The following is a 17658-nucleotide window of genomic DNA, read 5'->3' on the forward strand; positions in this document are numbered from 1 at the left end:
CCGGCCAGAGGGGTCCGCAAAGGCTTCGCGCATCGGTCGAACCGGCACGCAAGCAACTCCCGCGCGCGTGCAGGCCTCGATTACGGGCGTCATGCTCATGGTCGACAAAATTGTACCGGTACTGAACTGAGACAATGTGTGCCTGACGTTGCGCTGTCGCGGGATGTTCCAAGTTGAAGTTTGTGACGCCAATTGAATCGAATCTTACCGTCGCGTTGCAGCTCGAGGAGCGCGCCGAGCGAGCCCGCGATAGGCAATATCGGATCGACGGCATGTAGCCGATAGACATCGATCCGCTCGAGTCTCAGCCACTTAATGCTGGCTTCGCAGGCGGTGCGCAGGTGAGCGGAGCGGCGATCAGCCTGGCGGGGTTTCGATGTGCAAACCGCCTCCGATTGTGATTGTGATTGTAGAAGCATTCATCAACCGGCAGCTTAGATTTAACAAGTGTAGCGTGCACATTGCACATTCTCGACGCTCAAAAATCGGCAGAAAGCGGAAACCTTGGCAAATCCGGCGAATGAGGCGAGCTACCCAGATCACGACGCCCCGATCGCATAAGCTGGATCCCTGATTTTTGGCCGATCGCGTTGCCCACTGTTTGCCTGCATTCCTCCGCAATGATAAAATCTGGAATGCATTTGCACGTTCGTTCGCCTGCTTATCCAGATGGGACACGTCGAAAGCAAGAATTACCCTTTTGCCGCACTCGGATCGAGGCAGCAAAATCGGTAGCTGAATGCATGCCGAATGGGCGGACTGGGGTTAAGCTCCAGTCGCCAGCTCCATTAGCAAGAAGCTCAGGTCCGCTGCGCCAGGTTTTCGCCGTGCCTCTATCGCGGCCCTGTAGGGACCGGAATTATCATCGATCACGAGCTCGATGATGCGGACAACCTGCCTCGACGATGACCCGTCGTCCGCTCGCGAGTTCGATCTCAATTCGCTGTTCGGTCGGATGGCCGTCCCGCTCCGCGGTGAGAGCCCGCCGGTCGAATCTGCTATCCTTCGCAATCTGTCTCGGAATACACAGATCTTATCCTCGCGCCGCCCGGCGAAACCTTGAATCGAAAGAACAACTTGTGATTCCCTTCTGAGCCGCAAGCCCCATGGGTCGGTCAAAATCCCCCGGGTATGGTCACTTGAAACTCCTGATGATCGCCGTCAGCGCCGCTGACAGCGGTTGCCGGTCAGGCAGGACGTTTATTTTCGGTCCTTTAGCCAGCAAGGGACCGGGGAGTTGAACGTCTTGAAGCCACACCTGCAAAGCACGGTATTTACGCTACTCGATCGCAACGCCAGCCAGCGCGAGATCCAGAGGTTGACGGGGGTCGATCGCAAGACGATCCGGCGTTACCGGGCGCTGCGGGCTGGTGCGGAGGCAAATTCCCCCGGGAAGTGACCACCGGCCCGGTGAGCGAGGACGGCCAAATTCCTCCACCCCTACCACCGGCTTTTGGGGCATCGGAAGCGACGGTCAGCAGCAGCCTGGCCCGCTCGGCCTGCGAACCGCATCGGACGTGGATCGAAGGACAGGTCCGCCTGAAGCGAAATGCGCAGGCGATCTACCAGGACCTGGTCGATCAATTTGGCTTTCCGTCCAGCTACCAGAGCGTCAAGCGGTTTGTCCGCACGTTGCGCCACAGCGATCGCGAGCAGTTTGATCGACTTGAGTTCCTCCCCGGCGAGGAGGCTCAAGTCGACTATGGCGAGGGCGCTCTGACGATCGATCCCAGGAGCGGCCGGTACCGCCGTCCCCGCCTGTTCGTGATGACGCTGCGCTACTCGCGGCGCAGCTTCCGGCGGGTGGTCTGGCAATCCAGCCAGCAAGTCTGGGCGCAGCTTCACGAAGAAGCGTTCCGGTATTTTGGCGGCGTTGTCAGATATGTCGTGCTCGACAATCTGAAGGAAGGTGTCCTCAAGCCCGATCTGTACGAGCCCTAACTCAACCCGATTTACAGCGCGATGCTGGCTCATTACGCCGTGGTCGCCGATCCCGCGCGGGTGGCCGATCCCAATCGGAAAGGATGTGTCGAGAATGCGATTAGGGCACCGCGCTGGCTGGACGGCTCTTCGAGACACTGGAAGCGCAGAACGAGTTCTTGAGGCATTGGGAGGAGAACTGGGCTTCCAGGCGCATCCACGGCAGCACGCGCCGTCAGGTCGAGGCCATGTTCCAGGAAGAGAAGCCGCACCTGCGGCCGCTGCCTGTCGCGCCCTTCCGCATCTTCACTGAGGTCGTTCGGACCGTCTGCGACGACACCACCGTACGCGTCGACAACAGCTATTACGCCGCGCGACCCGCGCCCATCGGCAGCCAGGTCGTTGTGCGGATCTACGCCTCCATGATCGAGATCCATGATCGCCACACCCGTGCGCTGCTGCGTGTTCATTTCAGGATGACGCACCCCGGTTCTGTCGTTCTGCCAACCAACGAACGGCCGTTCAATCCGTCGCGGCAAACCGCCGTGTTGCTGGCGAGCGCCAAGCGCATCGGGCCGCAGACCAAGGCGTTGTGCCAGCAAATGTTCGACACCGAGGGACGCCCCGGACAGCGCGCGATGTGGGGCATTGTCGGGCTGAGCCGGAAGTATCCGGCACGGCTGGTCGAGCAAGCCTGCGCGCACGCCATCGACAACCGCATCTACCGCTACAAGCACGTGCGTGCGACCGTCGAGCGGTTGTTCGAACAGGCGATCGAGCAGGTTGGAGCGACGCCACAACCGGCATCGCCGCTCACCCAGGATCATCCGCTGATCCGTGCCCCGGCCGAATACGGCGATCTCTTCAGCCGTGCCGTGCGGCACGATGCCGGCGACAATGGCCGGGAGGCCGAGGCTCACGACGACCGCGCCCCTACAGCCCGCGCTCGTGTCGCCCGCGCAACCCCGGCCAGCTCCGGCGCCACGAGCGCTCCCGCGGCTTCTCACCTCAAACTGGAGACCAAACCACATGATGACCATGCCGGAAATTGAACGTTGCCTGCGACAGCTGCGCCTGTCAGGCGTCCGCGACACGCTGCAGACGCGCGTGCTGCAGGCGCAGGGCGCCAACCATTCCTGGAGACCTTCTCCCTGATCCTGCAGGACGAACTGGACCGTCGTCAGTCCCGCCTCATCGAGCGCCGCTACCAGCAATCCGGGCTCGACGAAAAGCTGACGCTCGCCGAGTTCGACTGGTCCTTCAATCCCAAATTGCCGCGCCAAACCTGCTTCCAGCTCCACACCCTGGCGTTCATTGCCGCTGGCGAGAACGCGCTGCTTGTCGGCAAACCTGGCACCGGGAAGTCCTACATCGCCAAGGCGATTGCCTATCAGGCGATCCTGCAGAGCCACAAGGTCCAGTATCTTGAGACCGACGACTTCTTCCACGGCTACGCCATGGACTCCCCGGCACAACGCGAGGTCCGGCTGCGAACCATCATCGACTGCGATCTCCTCGTGCTGGACGATCTGTTCCTCGCACGCGCCATGCCTGACGACGCCGGCGCATTGCTGCAGACCCTGATCCATCAGCGCTACAAACTGCGCCGCAGCGTTATCGTCACCTCCAATCGCGTCGTGCAGGACAGGGGGACATACCTGGGGGACAACACCATGAGTACGACGATCCTCGATCGCCTGATGCATCATTGCCATCTGTTTGAGTTCGACGGACGCAGCTATCGGCTCAAAGAGGCCGCTGAAGCCCTTGCCCGGGAGACAATGTCAAACTAACAATCACCATGTCCTGCCTCGGAGGAATTTGACTGACCTCACCCGGAGGAATTTGAAGTGACCTTCGGGGCCGCAAGAGGATGCTCTATGGGGCTGACAGTAGGGGAACTGATCGGTCAAAAGACCGTTTGCGGCCCTGAGATGAATGTTGCAAATATCGATCCGCCGCCCGGCAATGTCGTCATGTGGCGCGGGCTGTCGCGCCTCACCGAAATCGCATGGAGGAGAAGAGCACCACAAGGCAAATGGTTCGGACAGCAGCAGCCAAACCCATCGTGTGGGCTTGATCGAGGTCAAAGATAGCGTACGTCAGCGGCAGCCAGTAGCGGTCGATACTATTGTGCTCGCCAAGCCAGCCAGCGCTCGTGTATGTGATCCGCGTTGGTTTTGCCATCCGCGCGTTTCTCCAAAAGCCACGAAATGTCGGGGCGGATCGTCTTCGCCGCGTTGTAGGGGTATGTGCTGATCAGTGGCACCAGTTCGGCTGGAAGGTACCCTAGCTGATTAAGGTTCGGGCTGGGATAGCCGGTCCATTGCGTAAAGGCTGCCGCAACTTCCGCTCGATTCACGAATGCGATGAATTTCTGTGCATTTGCGCTGTTCGGGCCGCCTTTGAGGACAGTCCAATAACTTTCGTATGTCATAGCGCCGTCCCATACCATGCGAAGGGGTATTCCTCGCTTGATAGCCCCGAGGGCGCGGCCATCGTATGCACTCGTTAGCGCGTATTCACGGTTGATGAGAAGCTGTATGGGCTCACCACCCGCCGTCCACCACTTCGTGACGTGCGGCCTGATTTCGTCGAGTTTCTTCAGTGCCCGATCGACGTCATCATCAGTCAGTCGCCAGAGACCCTTATGCGCGACGCCATCAGCGATCAACGCAGACGCTAAATCAGCAACATAAGAGTTGGTAGAGAGCCCCCTCGGTCCCGGGAAATGACCAATGTTCCAGAAGTCGGCCCAATTCTTTGGGCCGCCCTTCGGGAAAGCGCGATCATCATAAATCAGCAGAGTCGAGCTTTCATGTGCGACGACAGCATCAGCATGGCGAACAGATTCCGCCACCCCCTTGAGGGATTCATCATCCCAGAGACCGTAGTCGATGGGCATAAACGCGCCGGCCTGACGCAGATCCAAGCAGGCTGGAATATGAGGTTGAACAATAACAACGTCCCAGTCGACACGCCCAGCTTCGTGCATCGCCTTGATCTGGGGCTCGGCTAAGTCAGCTGTGACATCGACAACCGTGATGCCCGTCGCCTTTGTGAAGGGTTCAGAGACATACTTACGTAAGTTTTCCGTAAACGAACCGCCATAACTGAAAACGACCACTTCGCCGGTACCGGCGAGTTTTTCCTGCCCAAAGACAGCAGTGGCTTTTGCAACGAACGGCGCACTCAGCAGTGCTACCAACGATTGGATGATTGAGCGTCGGCTCACGCGACGACATGAAAGTTTATGAGACGCCTGCTTATTCATGAATTGTCCACGATTAGAAGCCGGCACACATTTATGTGGTCGGAGGAGGCGGTCCAACCTTGGAGATAGGTGAGCGTACAAGTCCTGCGGAGCCGAAATCCACCAATTTTCAGCGGCCACTCGACGAAATTCCTCACCTCGGCCACCGATCTGTTGATACGGCAACGGGGTGACAGCGGCAGGCTACTCGCCAAGAGCCTCGGTGCCGCCGCCATCGCTTCCGCTTCTAAGTCTGGAAAAAAGCGCGCGCGATGTCGGCGCCAGTCAGCACCGAACTGCTGTCTACCACCTCGCGCAGGCAGTCAATGACGCCGCGAGACATGCCACCTTACGTACTGTTTCCGGCAGACTGGTACTTCGGGATCGCTTTCGCGGTAACTACTAATGTCGGCAGTTTAATGCACACAAAGAAGATGCTGGGTGCACCGTTAAATTGCAAGATTGCGTGGGTGCGTAGAGTAGGGCGACCAGCCTGCCTGGATCTTTCTCGTCTCATAGTGGCTCACGCGCGAAATCCTATCGTTGGAGTCCAAGGTCCGGCGCGGGTCGCTCTGGTCTTCTCGATAGCACGCACTCAGAGTAGGCATTGCCGATCGAATTCAGGACACCGGTAACTCAGCGAGCGCCTTCTTCCGAAGATACACCAGTCCAGACCGGCCGATCTCGATTCTTGGCTCTCAGCTTGGAAAATCGAAGTAATCTGCTTTGCGAACAGCAGAGCAGCGCAGCTTTATTCGGGAGCGGAACAGCCTGCGGCCGCTGGCAAGACATAGACAGGAGAGCCGGAATCGCTCTTCCCCGAGTTTCGCCGCTTTGCCTTAATGCTCAACCACTGACACTGTCTTGTATCAACGGCGGTCCAAACCTTCTCATCAGTTGCGGTTGACATCGTGTCCATACTGCTCGCCGCGCCGAATGCCGAGCGAGGTTACCCGCAGACTCTGCCGCGCCATGACGCGCCCAGCGCGGGCTGCCGTAGCGCCGGCCGGAACTGAATCAGGACGACGACGCTGTGGGCGTTTGATGAGAATGGACGGTCGGCTTCCGCAAGCGCTGCCTCGTGTTGGCTGTCGTGCGGAAGGAGAAGTGGCAGCATCTTGGTCGCACGGAGATGACCGATCACTGCGCCGCAAACCGGACCAATGCCTTGCGGTCAACTTCGATGCCGAGGCCCGCCCCTTCGGGTACGGGGACGATGCCGCGGGTATGCTCTATCGGTTCGGTGAGAATCGCTTGCCGAAGCGGGTACTCGGTGCGGTCGAACTCCAACATTGGTGCAATAGGCCTAAGCGAGGGCGGCGTATTTGACGGTAGAACGGCGAGCAGATGCAGCGACGCAGCGATTGCAATTCCGGTACCCCACACATGCGGAATGCACCGAAGACCGAATGTTTCAGCCATGTCGGCGATCTTCTTGCATTCAGAAAGGCCGCCTGCAGCGCAGGTGTCGGGCTGAGCGATATCCAGCGCGCGCGATACGAACAGTTCCCGAAAGCCGAAGCGGGTAAATTCGCATTCCCCGCCGGCGATCGGGATCGAGAGTGCCGCCTTTACTGCTCGATAGCCGGCAATATCCTCAGGTGGCACGGGCTCCTCGAACCAGCCGATGTCGTGGTGCTCGATCATGCGACCCAGACGGATTGCAGCGATGCTATCATACGCATGGTTCGCATCAACCATCAGCTGCACAGTCGGTCCGATCGCCTCACGCACAAGGCGGATCGTGGCCACATCGTCCTCCAGACCAAATCCAACCTTGAGCTTCACTGCCGAGAATCCTTCAGCGACGTACCCGGCCGCCTCCTCGGCCAGATAGCGGTTCGAGTGGTCCGCTCTGCGCCGGAGCAAGCCCGTCGCGTAAGCGACGAGCTCCGTGCGCTGCGCGCCGCCGAGCAGCTGATGCACAGGAACGCCAAAATGCTTGCCCTTGATGTCCCATAATGCGATGTCGATACCGCTCAGGCCCTCGATGACGACACCCTTTTGGCCATGATCCCGCAAGCCTGCATAGATCATTTGCCATAAATGATCGGTACGAAGCGGATCCTGGCCGATGAGCCATGACGCAACGCTATCGACTACCGCTGCCGTCATCCGCGCGGGGCCGTAGCATTCGCCCCAGCCAATGATACCTTGGTCCGTCTCGATCTCGACCAGCATCGCCGTGCGCGTGTCATACCAAGCGCGTGAAGAGGCAAAAGGCTGCGACAGCGCGGAATGAAGGATGTAAGTGCGAACGCGTGTGATTTTCATGGATGTCCCCACTGGGTTCAATGCGTCACTTCGACATCCGAGCGCCGATATCAGCACTTTGGCGCGGTTGGAGAGGGGCAGGATCTGGTCTTATCTCGGCCAAGCGACCTTGCTGCCGAGGTGCTCTCTTGCCGCTGAAACCGACATGGCTGCCCCGTCCGGACTTTTGGAAGACCTCGCGCAGCCCGCATTGTCCTAGGCGACGCGCGCCACAATTTGAATCTGTTCTTGATCTTCCGCCTTGCGCATGCTCGTAGCCTAGCAAAAAGCAGTTTTCCAATACCGTACCGGCAGTAGTTAACTTCTTCAGGCATCAAGCACAATGGAGAGTAGGCAGATAGCCCCCGCCGACAAATCACGGGGTCTGCCACGAGTAGCGCGAACAGTATCCGCGGCTCGCATGACGGCTCAATCGTGCTGCGCGAATACACAGTGTACTGTATCTGGCGGATTCACGCCATCCTATGGTGTAACCGACAGGCATATTCTTGTGATTCATCGCTGCCGCTCCTAGATCAATTGATGGCTGACGAATCCCCTACAAGCTTCGTGCCAAGTGCAGGACCTTGCCTTCTACACCTCGATCACACTGCAGTGCGTGGCAAACAGAATAGCACGTCGCTATCCGATCATCGGCGTCACATATGACTGATCTCGACTGCGACAGCGAACGTACGGGCACGAACTCTCTTAGGTTTGCGGACCTCAGCAACTCACAACCGTCAAACCACCAGCCAATTCATTTCACGATTTCACGGCTTAGTGTGAAGAAGGATTCGACGCCACGGCGTAAGAGACTCGATGCATGAAGGAAAGAGATCCCGCTACATCACGTAACCGCTCGCCGGAGGAAGACATCACGTGCATCCCAAGTTACCGGATAGAGGATACAGCGGCGCGTTGCGCTACATGGGTGGGACTTGAAAGCCGAGGCAATGAATGATCGAACAGATTGGCTCCGTAAAGCCGCGCGAGCGGTGCGTGGCAGGCAGCGCAACCTGTTGCCTCACTATCAACACAGATCAGACCAGAGCGCCGCGCTCGCTCAGTCGGCGAAGGTGATAGTCCGCGTCGCCAAACGCGTTTTCGATCATGGTTAGTCGCTTAAAATAGTGGCCGATCGTGGCTTCCATGGTCATACCTATCCCGCCATGCAGCTGGATCGATTGCTGTCCAATGAACTTTCCGCTCCTTCCGATCTGTACCTTTGCTGCGGCTATCGATTTCATCCGCTCGGCGGGATCGTCGAGATTTGTGGCCATGGCGGCAAACATTGAGATTGAGCGAGCTTGTTCGAGCGCAACGAACATGTCGGCCGCACGATGCTGCAGACTCTGAAAGGATCCAATCGCCACTCCGAACTGCTTGCGCGTTTTCAGGTACTCGACAGTAGTCTTCAGCGATTGGTCCATGAGACCGACTGCTTCCGCGCATAATGCGGCGCGGGCCTCATCGACCACGCGCTCGATCACCGACAGCCCATTGTCGGGATCGCCGATAGCAGCGTCCGGGCCAACCTCCAGGCCGGTTAGGACAACGTCGGCAGCATGCAGGCCGTCCTGAGTTGGATAGCTCGTCTTCGAGATGCCTTTGGTGTTGGAGGGAACCAGGAACACACCAATACCGCCTTTATCGCGCCGAGCACCACGCATGCGCGCTGTGATGATCAGTGCGTCTGCGCTCTGGCCGTTCATGACCACGAACTTTTCGCCGTTGATAACCCACCCGTCACCCTTCCTCTTCGCAGTTGTCGTGATGTCGAACAGGTCGTAGCGGGAATTCTTCTCGACTTGGGCGAACGCTAAGGTTTTGCTACCTTCGATAATGCCCGGTAGGTACGCAGCCTTCTGCGCATCCGAGCCGGCGTGGCGCAAGAAGCCGCCGCCGATCACGACAGTTGCGAGATACGGCTCCAGCACGAGCGCCTTACCTAGCGCATCCATCACGATCATGATCTCGAGACCACCGCCGCCGAACCCGCCATCAGCTTCCGCAAATGGCAGGCCCAAGAGCCCCTGTTCGGCGAACTTGGTCCAGATCGCTCTGCTCCAGCCGCCGTTCTCCTTCATGTACTTCTTGCGGCTCCCGAAATCGTACATCTCAGCCAGAAGACCTTCGAGGCTTTCCTTGAGCAGCCGCTGCTCCTCACTAAGGTCAAAGTCCATTCCAGTTTCCTCAGGTAGCAACTCTGTGCTTGGGACGCACGCTCATCACCTCTGCCGCCTGCGGGATAGTCCGATTGTGAAGCGATCCCCCGAGAGGCTGTTGGCATCCTCGAACAACGCTTGCGCGAAGAGAAGCTAGCCCATCTTCGCGAAGAACGCGGAGTGAGGTCATAATTCCAGCACCGCCTTGGCGATAATGTTGCGCTGTATTTCGTTGGAGCCGCCGTAGATCGAGAGCTTGCGATTATTGAAATAGCCTGGCGCAACCTGGGCAAGCCAGTCCATGGCTTCGTTCGAGCCGTCGTCGCCATGCTCGTCGTAGGGCGCGGCGAACGGGCCGATCACTTCCATGAGCAGCTCGGTGGTGGTCTGCTGGATCTCGGAGCCCTTGATCTTCAGCACCGAGGAAGCAGAATTCGGCTTGCCGGTGCCGTCCTCGCTCTCGTCAGCGACGAAGCGCAACTGCGTCAATTCCAAGGCCTTCAGCTCGATCTCGCAAGCGGTGAGCTTTTCGCGGAACGCTGCGTCCTGGATGATCGGCTTGCCGCCGGATTCGACCTTGGAGGCGAGCTCCTTGATGCGGCGGATGCGCTCCTTGGAGACGCCGACGCGGGCGATGCCGGTGCGCTCATTGCCGAGCAGGAATTTTGCGTAATCCCAGCCCTTGTTCTCCTCCCCGATGATGTTCTCGATGGGCACTTCGACGTCGTCGAGGAAGACCTCGTTGACCTCGTAATCGCCGTCAATAGTCTGGATCGGACGCACCGTGACGCCCTTCGACTTCATGCTGAAGACGATGAAGGAGATGCCCATCTGCTGCTTTGCGCTGGGATCGGTGCGGCAGAGGCAGAAGATCATGTCGGCGTACTGTGCCAAGGTCGTCCAAGTCTTCTGGCCGTTGATGATCCACTTGTTGCCCCTGCGTTCGGCTTTGGTCTTGAGCGACGCAAGGTCGGACCCCGCGCCAGGTTCAGAAAAGCCCTGACACCACCAGTCGTCAACATTCGCGATTCGCGGTAGATAGTATTTCCTCTGCGGCTCACTGCCAAAGGTGTAGATAACCGGCCCCACCATAGACACTCCGAAGGCGAGTGGCACTGGTGCCGGATACATTTGAAGCTCCTCCTTGAAGATGTACTGCTGCACCGAATTCCAGCCGGCTCCACCATATTTCTTCGGCCATTGATTGATCGCCCACCCTTTCCTATTGAGAGTGCGCCACCAGGCGATCATTTCGTCCTTGGACAAATTCCGGCCCTCGAGCAGCTTGCACCGCATCTGCGGCGGTACATTGTTTCGCAGGAACTGCTGCACTTCTTCGCGAAATGCCTGCTCTTTTGCTGTAAATGAAAGATTCATGGGGCACTCCGGTCGTGGAATTATTGATTATCGAGATCGTGTAACAGCACGGGACAGACGGTCCTTTTCTCTGACGTACTTCCGCGAAGCTCGAAACCTGGCCCTAGGAAGTTGAAGTTAATCCGCGTTTTGCCCAGCAGTACTAATGATATGCCAGGGGTACGAGGCACCCATGGCGATCTTGCAAGAAGAGGTTTCTCTGCAAGGCACGCTGTTCTGCTCTACGGGTTGCTCGGCCATTCTACTGAGCTCACCTTCCGTTGAAAAATGAACATTGCTCGTAGCTCGCTACCAGTGTCCCGACGGCGTGGCCACTTGGAATGCAACACCCGTGCCACCGACGTGCAGAGCCATTGAGCCTCTGTCTCGTTTGTAGGAGAGTTCTCGCCACGGCGTGGCTGTGTAGCCAATCCGACAGCCGTCATAGCGCTGTCAGAAGTTTGTCAGTGATCAGCCGCCTGCATCATTAGCTTGGCGAGCTCGTTCCGGCCACCTGAGTTGCCAACCTAATGCTCAATGATCCGACTGTTTCCAAATCTAGCCAAAGGGGCAAATTTTAGATTTGAGCAGGGTGTCGACGGTAACCACGTCCAAAACGCAAGCTTGAGGCGATCGTGTCTCCGCTCTGATCCGCCGCTGCGAGAAACACGGAAGTTCGGAGCGTGCTGCGCGATTTTAAAGCGCAACTGCTGGGCACGCCAAAGCGGAAGCTGCTAATGCCAAGCTGAGATGCGTTGGTCGACTGCTTGAACTTCGAGATCGAGAAGCTCGTCTCAATTTCTTGGCAGTGGCTCGGCCTCTAAGGCACGGCTCTTCCAGCAGATAGGGTTTCAGCGTATCTGGACTGCAGCAACCAACGATAATGGGGCAGCCGAGAGATCAACGCCGAAGACCTGCAGCCTCTCATCGGTGCTGAATAGACTTCGGCCTCGCCAACACGTCTTAGCAGTAGCTTCTTCCTAGCTTCGAGTGAATTCTAGTCGTAACGTATCGAGAGGCAGAAGGTGAAAGGCCTCCGACGGGCATGCCGGAGGCCTCATGGAGGTCAAGTTACAGGTTGAGAGCAACTCAACTCCTTCCTCTCGCATCACCAGTTGCGCTGAGCGCGGAGCAGCATCACCAGACTGCTCTGATCCTTCAGCTCGTAGAGGGCCCCTGGCTTGGCGATACCTGATTGCTGCGGCAGGCTCACCGTGCTCCCTGTTGCATACTTCTGGTCAAGCATCAGGTACCCAATCTCAGCGGTAAAGGCTAGGTTCTTAACAGGATTCCATGACGTTTTCATACCGACGACTGCGTAGTTGAAATCGGGGTTGCAGCCAGCAAGACCGGTCGAAAGCGCGAGGTTTGCGACCACCGCCCCGCAAATATAGCTTTTCGCGGTGTTGTTGTAGCGCACGGCAGCCCACGCGCCGAAGATGGAACTATTCCAATACGCATTCCAGTTGTGAGTATAGCCACCGTTGAAGCCGTAAGTCGTAGTTAGCTCCTGGCTACCTCCCGCCACAAAGACGGAGTCAGAAACACCAGCAATCCCGAGGCTTTGATATGCCCCCGGCAAATTCGTTCCGCCGTACATTGCGAACGTAGTCGACATGTAGTCCTGGAAGTTGTAGCGGCTCGCACCATTCGTATATACGCCCGTGATGTTGACGGTATCGCCGGGCCCCGTTGGTAGATTCTTAATTGACAACGCCAGCTGTCCAGCCCAGCCCCACTTATCGTCGGGATGACCCGTAAGCTCGGTCGCGCCATAGTATGCGGCATGGTTGTCGTGGGCGGCGATTGAGGCTTGAAAAAGCCCCCAAGACTGATCGAGCCGAACCTGTGCGACCAAATCCGGAGCGCGCGTGCCGCCGATATCGTTCCCCCCGTATGCCCCTGCCGCAATACCTGCCGCTGAGGCCGCGTTGACGTTCCAGACGTTACTGGTGTAGGCCACAACCTGATCTTGTGCTGAGATCGAAGCGGTAAGACCCTGACCGAAGCTGGCAGTATAGGTGAACTGGTTTATGGGATCCCAACCGCCGGAGCCCGGCAGTTCGAAGTTGTTCGCCGGATATTCGGCCCAAGGCGTTCTGAATTGCGATTCGGCCTTGCCGATTGTGAATCCAGCGAATTGAATGAAGGCGTAGTAGATGCCGACGGTACCATACGCGGCGTTTCCGGGTCCCGCGTTGGCAGGCGCCGTAATACCACCCAGCGACTGATAAACAGTCGAGCCAGATCCAGTCGCTGTGTAAGTACCCGAGGTCCAGGTAAATACCCCTTCGAAGAAAGTGCGCAGTGTTCCGTACTCACTTGCAGTGCGGGTATCAATAGTCAGGTCTTGACGGGCTCGAGCCGTGTAGCCATTGCTGAGCCGATTCTGCGCGCCGCCCACACCATTGCCCGCCGCATCAAAGTCGACCGCTGTTTTCACCAACATATCGGCACGCACATAACCACCAAGCTTGATGCACGTGTCAGAGCCGGGGATGTAGTAGAAGCCCGCGCCGTACAGCGAACAGATCTTCACGTACTCGATTGCTTTGACCTTGACGGGCAAATCCGCAGCCCGCGCTCCACCTGCAGCCGCTAGCCCAGCCGCAGAAACCAGCAAAACGCTCTTCAGTTTCCTCATTGAAAGCTCCTCCAATTCAATGTCCCCAGATAGTCGGTCCGCCCTCGCGATGAGCTTCGCCCAAGCCCCCACGTCCAAGACGAACAGAGCACCTTCGCGCGTCAGTTCACGGACCAATCAGCGAACCTCCCGAATTGACGATTGCGTCGCTCTTGCTCTTACGTTGACAGAGTACCTTCGCGACCGGGGCGCAAACTTCGCCCGGAACGCACCGATCGACGCGCGGACGTCCCGAAAGTGTCTTAAATGTTTCGCAACCGCCCGCTTTGTACGGCTGTGTGAGCAGCACAACTCTTCCAGCAGAGACTAATCGTCAGTTGGGAAGGGGTAGACAAATGAGCCAGCTAGTTCGGTGACGAGCAGATCATGAGATTTTGTCCGACGGGTACGCAAGTGCAGCTAATATTGTCTGCCGCGAGCATGCGGATCTGGAGGCAAGTTCGACAGATGGAGCTCAAGTACGGGTCACCTGAAGTTGTGAGACGCCAAGCGACCTAAGGCGGAGGACGTAACCTCTAGCTGAAGAAGCGAAGAAGCTCATAGCGAGGCGACGCTCGTCCATCCATGCTCAAAACTTGTGTCAGAAAGCGAGAGCGGAAGCCCGAGGCAATTGCTGATCTGCGGACTAGGTTGGAGGGAAGCCTATGGCGGCCGCTGCAGAGCTTAGCATGCCCTAAAGAGGGTACCTGCTCACAACGGACTAACATTGGCCTCTGACGAGATTCGGAGATGGTAGGTACGCGTGGCGACAACGGAATGAGCGATCTGCTCAGGTACGTGAGATACGGGGTGCAGCGTGATCATTCCGTAACCGGAGATTTCCATACGAGCCGCTCGTCATAACTGAGCGCGAATTTGCTGTGCAACAAACGCAAATCAACGCGAACATCGCCATTCGCATGGTTAGGAGACATTGTCAGGTGTTTCTATAGATCAGGCCAAGCGCATCTCTGTAAGCCTCCGGTGAAGCTTTCAATTACCCACATTTCCAGCCGCTGCAATTTCGGCACCGAGTTTGATATCTGTGAGTCTCGAGAGACAGCGCCAGATGACAACATTTCCCGGTGGCGGATCGGCTGCCCGGGCCAAGTAGCCCCCTAATCGTGCAAGTTTGGTAAGATAAAATGCAAGGGTTCCAGGCCGACATCGTCGATGGCTGGCGCCGCTGATGAGTTGATCGAGCAATGCGATCTCGGTGTCTGTCAGTGCGAGCTTCGGTGACGCGTTTGGGGCGAGGCGATTGAGCATGGTGAGCCAGAGGACGCGCCAGCTGAGAATGCAGAAGACTGCCATTAGATTGGCAAGTCGCTCCGCGGTCCGGAGTTTTGAGTCTTCCGCCTTACAACCCGATTTCAGGATCTTGTGGAACGCCTCGATTTTCGTACGCCAAGCGTGTAACCTTAGGTCTAGCCTTGAGGTTATCAGGCGATGCGGGTCGAGGTTTTGGGCGGGCTGGAGCGTCGTCGGCGCTGGTCGCAGGATGACAAGGCACGGATTGTCGAGGAGACATTGGCGCCGGGCGCAAAGGTGACTGCGGTTGCGCGTCGCAACGGAGTAGCGGCCAGCCTGGTGTTTACCTGGCGTCGACAAGCACGGACATCGGAACAAGTTGCACCATCTTTTACGCCGGTGCAGATCGCCGCCACGGAAGCGGAGGAAACTCCGAAGCTCTTACCTGCGAGTGATAGCCGAGCGCGGTCTGTAGTGGCTGCGCGTATTGGATTGATCGAGATCGACCTTGGCAACCGGCGACGCATCCGAGTGGACGCGCACGTCGATCCAGAAGCGCTGGCGCGGGTCCTCGAGGTGCTTGAGCGCCGATGATTGCCATTCCGGGTAATGTGCGGGTGTGGCTTGCAACCGGTCACACCGATATGCGCCGCGGCTTTCCAGGCCTTGCGCGGTTGGTCCAGGAGAGTTTGAAGCGTGATCCGCACGCTGGTGATCTCTACGTTTTTAGGGGCCGCCGCGGCGACCTAGTCAAGATCATCTGGCATGATGGCCAAGGCGCGTGTTTGTTCACGAAGCGGCTGGAGCGCGGCCGTTTTTTGTGGCCATCGTTGGCGGGCGGCGTTGTGACGATCAGCGTTGCACAGCTATCCTATCTTCTCTCCGGAATTGATTGGCGAATGCCGCAGGCAACTTGGCGTCCACAGGCTTCCGGTTAAATCGAGCGGGATTTTTTGCAACGAATATGGTTGATTCGTCTTCGTGACGACGCCTGCCGTTCCGCTTCCCGCCGACCTTGCCGCTGCGCATGCGATGATCATTGTGCAGCGTGAACAGCTGACGCTGGCGAAGAGCGAAGTGACCGTCGGCCGGCTGGAAATCGAGCGGCTGAAGCTGATGCTGGCCAAGGCACGGCGAGAACAGTTCGGGCAATCTTCTGAACGCGGCAAGCTGCTGGTCGAGCAGCTTGAATTTGCCATCGAGGATCTTGAAGAGACCCAGGCGGAGCAGGAAACCAAAGCCGAGTTCGCAACGCCGGAAGCCGTCCAACAGCAGCGCGCGCAAAATCCGCGGCCGCCGCGACGTCCGCTGCCGGACAATCTGCCCATCGAGCGCGTCGTCGAACCCGCGCCTTGCGTATGCGGCAAGTGCGGCAGCGAGCGACTGCACAAGCTCGGCGAGGTGATATCGAAGACCCTGGAATGCGAGCCGCGGCGCTGGAAGATTATCGAGCATGTCCGCGAAAAGTTCTCCTGCCGGGATTGCGAAGCGATCACAGAGGCTCCGGCGCCCTCCCATCCGATCCCGCGAGGCTTTGCCGGGCCGAGCCTGCTGGCGATGGTGCTGGTCAACAAGTTTCTGCTGCATCAGCCGTTGAACCGACAGAGCAAGACCTATGCCCGCGAAGGGATCGAGATCGACGTCTCGACCCTGGCGGATCGGGTCGGCGCCTGCGTGGTAGCACTGGATCCCATTATTGAGGCTATCCGGATCCACGTCATGAGCGCGGAACGCATCCATGCCGACGATACGACGGTGCCGGTACTGGCCAAGCTTAAGACGGTGACCGGTCGGATCTGGACCTATGTTCGCGATGACCGACCGTTTGGCGGCACGGATCCGCCGGCGGCCCTGTTCTACTACTCACGCAACCGGGCTGGAGAGCATCCGCAAAGCCATCTTGCCGGCTATGTGGGCCTGATGCAGGCCGATGCCTTTGATGGATATAACCAGCTCTACAAGGCCCAAAGGAAGCCGGCTTCGATCCTTGAAGCGGCCTGTTGGAGCCACGGCCGCAGAAAGTTCTTCGAGCTGGCGAAATCTGGAGAGGCGCCGATTGCCAGCGAGGCCGTGCGACGCATTGATATCCTGTTCGAGATCGAGCGCACCATCAACGGCAAAACGCCGGAACAGCGGCTTGCGGTACGTCGAGAGAAGTCGGCACCAATCGTTACTGATCTCGAGATCTGGATGCGCCAGCAGCGGACCTTGCTCTCCTCAGGCAATGATACTGCCAAGGCGATCAACTACCTGCTCAACCGCTGGGCCGCGTTCACTCGCTTCTTGGACGACGGCCGGGTTTGCCTCTCGAACAACGCTGCCGAACGAACGTTACGCGGTGTGGCTGTCGGGAGACGAAATTGGACCTTCGCCGGTTCAGATGCTGGCGGCAATCGTGCCGCCGCCGTCTATACCCTGATCGAGACCTGCAAGATGAACGACGTTGATCCGCAAGCCTGGCTCGCTGACGTGCTGGCCAGGCTTCCAGATCATCCCGCCAACAAAGTCGCCGACCTACTCCCTTGGAATTGGAAGGCGACCCGACAGTCCAAAGCGGCTACCGCCTGAGCGCCACGGCACACCGGCGCGCCTGCCAGGGGTGCTGGCCGGATGCGTGCCGATTTTCCACCGCATGGCGTACCAGTTGATCTTCTCGATTGCCTCCGAGCGCCTGCGGACGGCTAGGTCCGTGATGAGCTTCCACTCAATCGGTTTACGGCCCTTTGGCGTACCGCGCTCAGTGGCATGGATTATAGTAAGGTCGAGGGCTGGATAATGTTTCTGCTTCCCGATGGGAGGCAAGACCGCGATCCGCTTGAACTTGATTTCCAGCG

The 17658-nt window shown here is 58.2% G+C and carries 9 protein-coding genes and 2 pseudogenes; 5 read left to right on the plus strand and 6 right to left on the minus strand.

The window, feature by feature from the left end:
• Positions 1-95 precede the first annotated feature (95 nt).
• Positions 96-419 (minus strand): aldo/keto reductase, encoded by a 324-nt coding sequence (locus RX327_RS39360; RefSeq protein ID WP_410712100.1) that lies wholly within the window; start codon positions 417-419, stop codon positions 96-98.
• Between the two features lie 818 nt (positions 420-1237).
• On the opposite strand from RX327_RS39360, the pseudogene istA reads away from it, so the two are divergent.
• Positions 1238-2972: pseudogene (gene istA, locus RX327_RS31950) on the plus strand (IS21 family transposase).
• Positions 2950-3713: pseudogene (gene istB, locus RX327_RS31955) on the plus strand (IS21-like element IS1631 family helper ATPase IstB). The pseudogenes istA and istB overlap by 23 nt, the downstream one beginning before the upstream one ends.
• Before the next feature lie 335 nt (positions 3714-4048).
• Here istB and RX327_RS31960 read toward each other — a convergent pair.
• The 5 genes from RX327_RS31960 to RX327_RS31980 form a co-directional block, all read right to left on the minus strand.
• The gene (locus RX327_RS31960) at positions 4049-5194 is read right to left on the minus strand and encodes an ABC transporter substrate-binding protein (protein WP_317248214.1); all 1146 of its coding nucleotides are present in this window, start codon (positions 5192-5194) and stop codon (positions 4049-4051) included.
• Between the two features lie 1119 nt (positions 5195-6313).
• Complete coding sequence (locus RX327_RS31965) at positions 6314-7447, minus strand: mandelate racemase/muconate lactonizing enzyme family protein (RefSeq protein ID WP_317248215.1); 1134 nt, start codon at positions 7445-7447, stop codon at positions 6314-6316.
• A gap of 1022 nt (positions 7448-8469) precedes the next feature.
• Positions 8470-9612, minus strand: a complete 1143-nt coding sequence (pimD, locus tag RX327_RS31970; RefSeq protein WP_317248216.1) for a pimeloyl-CoA dehydrogenase small subunit — start codon at positions 9610-9612, stop codon at positions 8470-8472.
• A 168-nt stretch (positions 9613-9780) separates the two neighbouring features.
• On the minus strand, positions 9781-10971 hold the full coding sequence (gene pimC, locus RX327_RS31975) for a pimeloyl-CoA dehydrogenase large subunit (RefSeq protein ID WP_317248217.1): 1191 nt from the start codon (positions 10969-10971) through the stop codon (positions 9781-9783).
• 1087 nt (positions 10972-12058) lie between these two features.
• Positions 12059-13594, minus strand: coding sequence for a porin (locus tag RX327_RS31980; protein WP_317248218.1), 1536 nt, complete (start codon positions 13592-13594; stop codon positions 12059-12061).
• Between the two features lie 1428 nt (positions 13595-15022).
• Between RX327_RS31980 and tnpA the strand changes: the two genes are divergently transcribed.
• The 3 genes from tnpA to tnpC all read left to right on the plus strand — a co-directional run bounded on the left by tnpA (position 15023) and on the right by tnpC (position 17392).
• Positions 15023-15418: an IS66-like element accessory protein TnpA gene (tnpA, locus tag RX327_RS31985; protein ID WP_317248219.1), complete on the plus strand. Its 396-nt coding sequence runs from the start codon at positions 15023-15025 to the stop codon at positions 15416-15418.
• Positions 15415-15762 carry an IS66 family insertion sequence element accessory protein TnpB gene (gene tnpB / locus RX327_RS31990; protein WP_135171112.1) on the plus strand — a complete coding sequence of 116 codons (348 nt, stop codon included), beginning with the start codon at positions 15415-15417 and terminating at the stop codon, positions 15760-15762. Before tnpA ends, tnpB begins: the two co-directional genes overlap by 4 nt.
• Before the next feature lie 94 nt (positions 15763-15856).
• Complete coding sequence (gene tnpC, locus RX327_RS31995) at positions 15857-17392, plus strand: IS66 family transposase (RefSeq protein ID WP_317251364.1); 1536 nt, start codon at positions 15857-15859, stop codon at positions 17390-17392.
• Positions 17393-17658: the final 266 nt, after the last annotated feature.

Source organism: Bradyrhizobium sp. BEA-2-5, from assembly GCF_032918025.1.
In the GTDB taxonomy this organism is placed as follows: domain Bacteria; phylum Pseudomonadota; class Alphaproteobacteria; order Rhizobiales; family Xanthobacteraceae; genus Bradyrhizobium; species Bradyrhizobium pachyrhizi.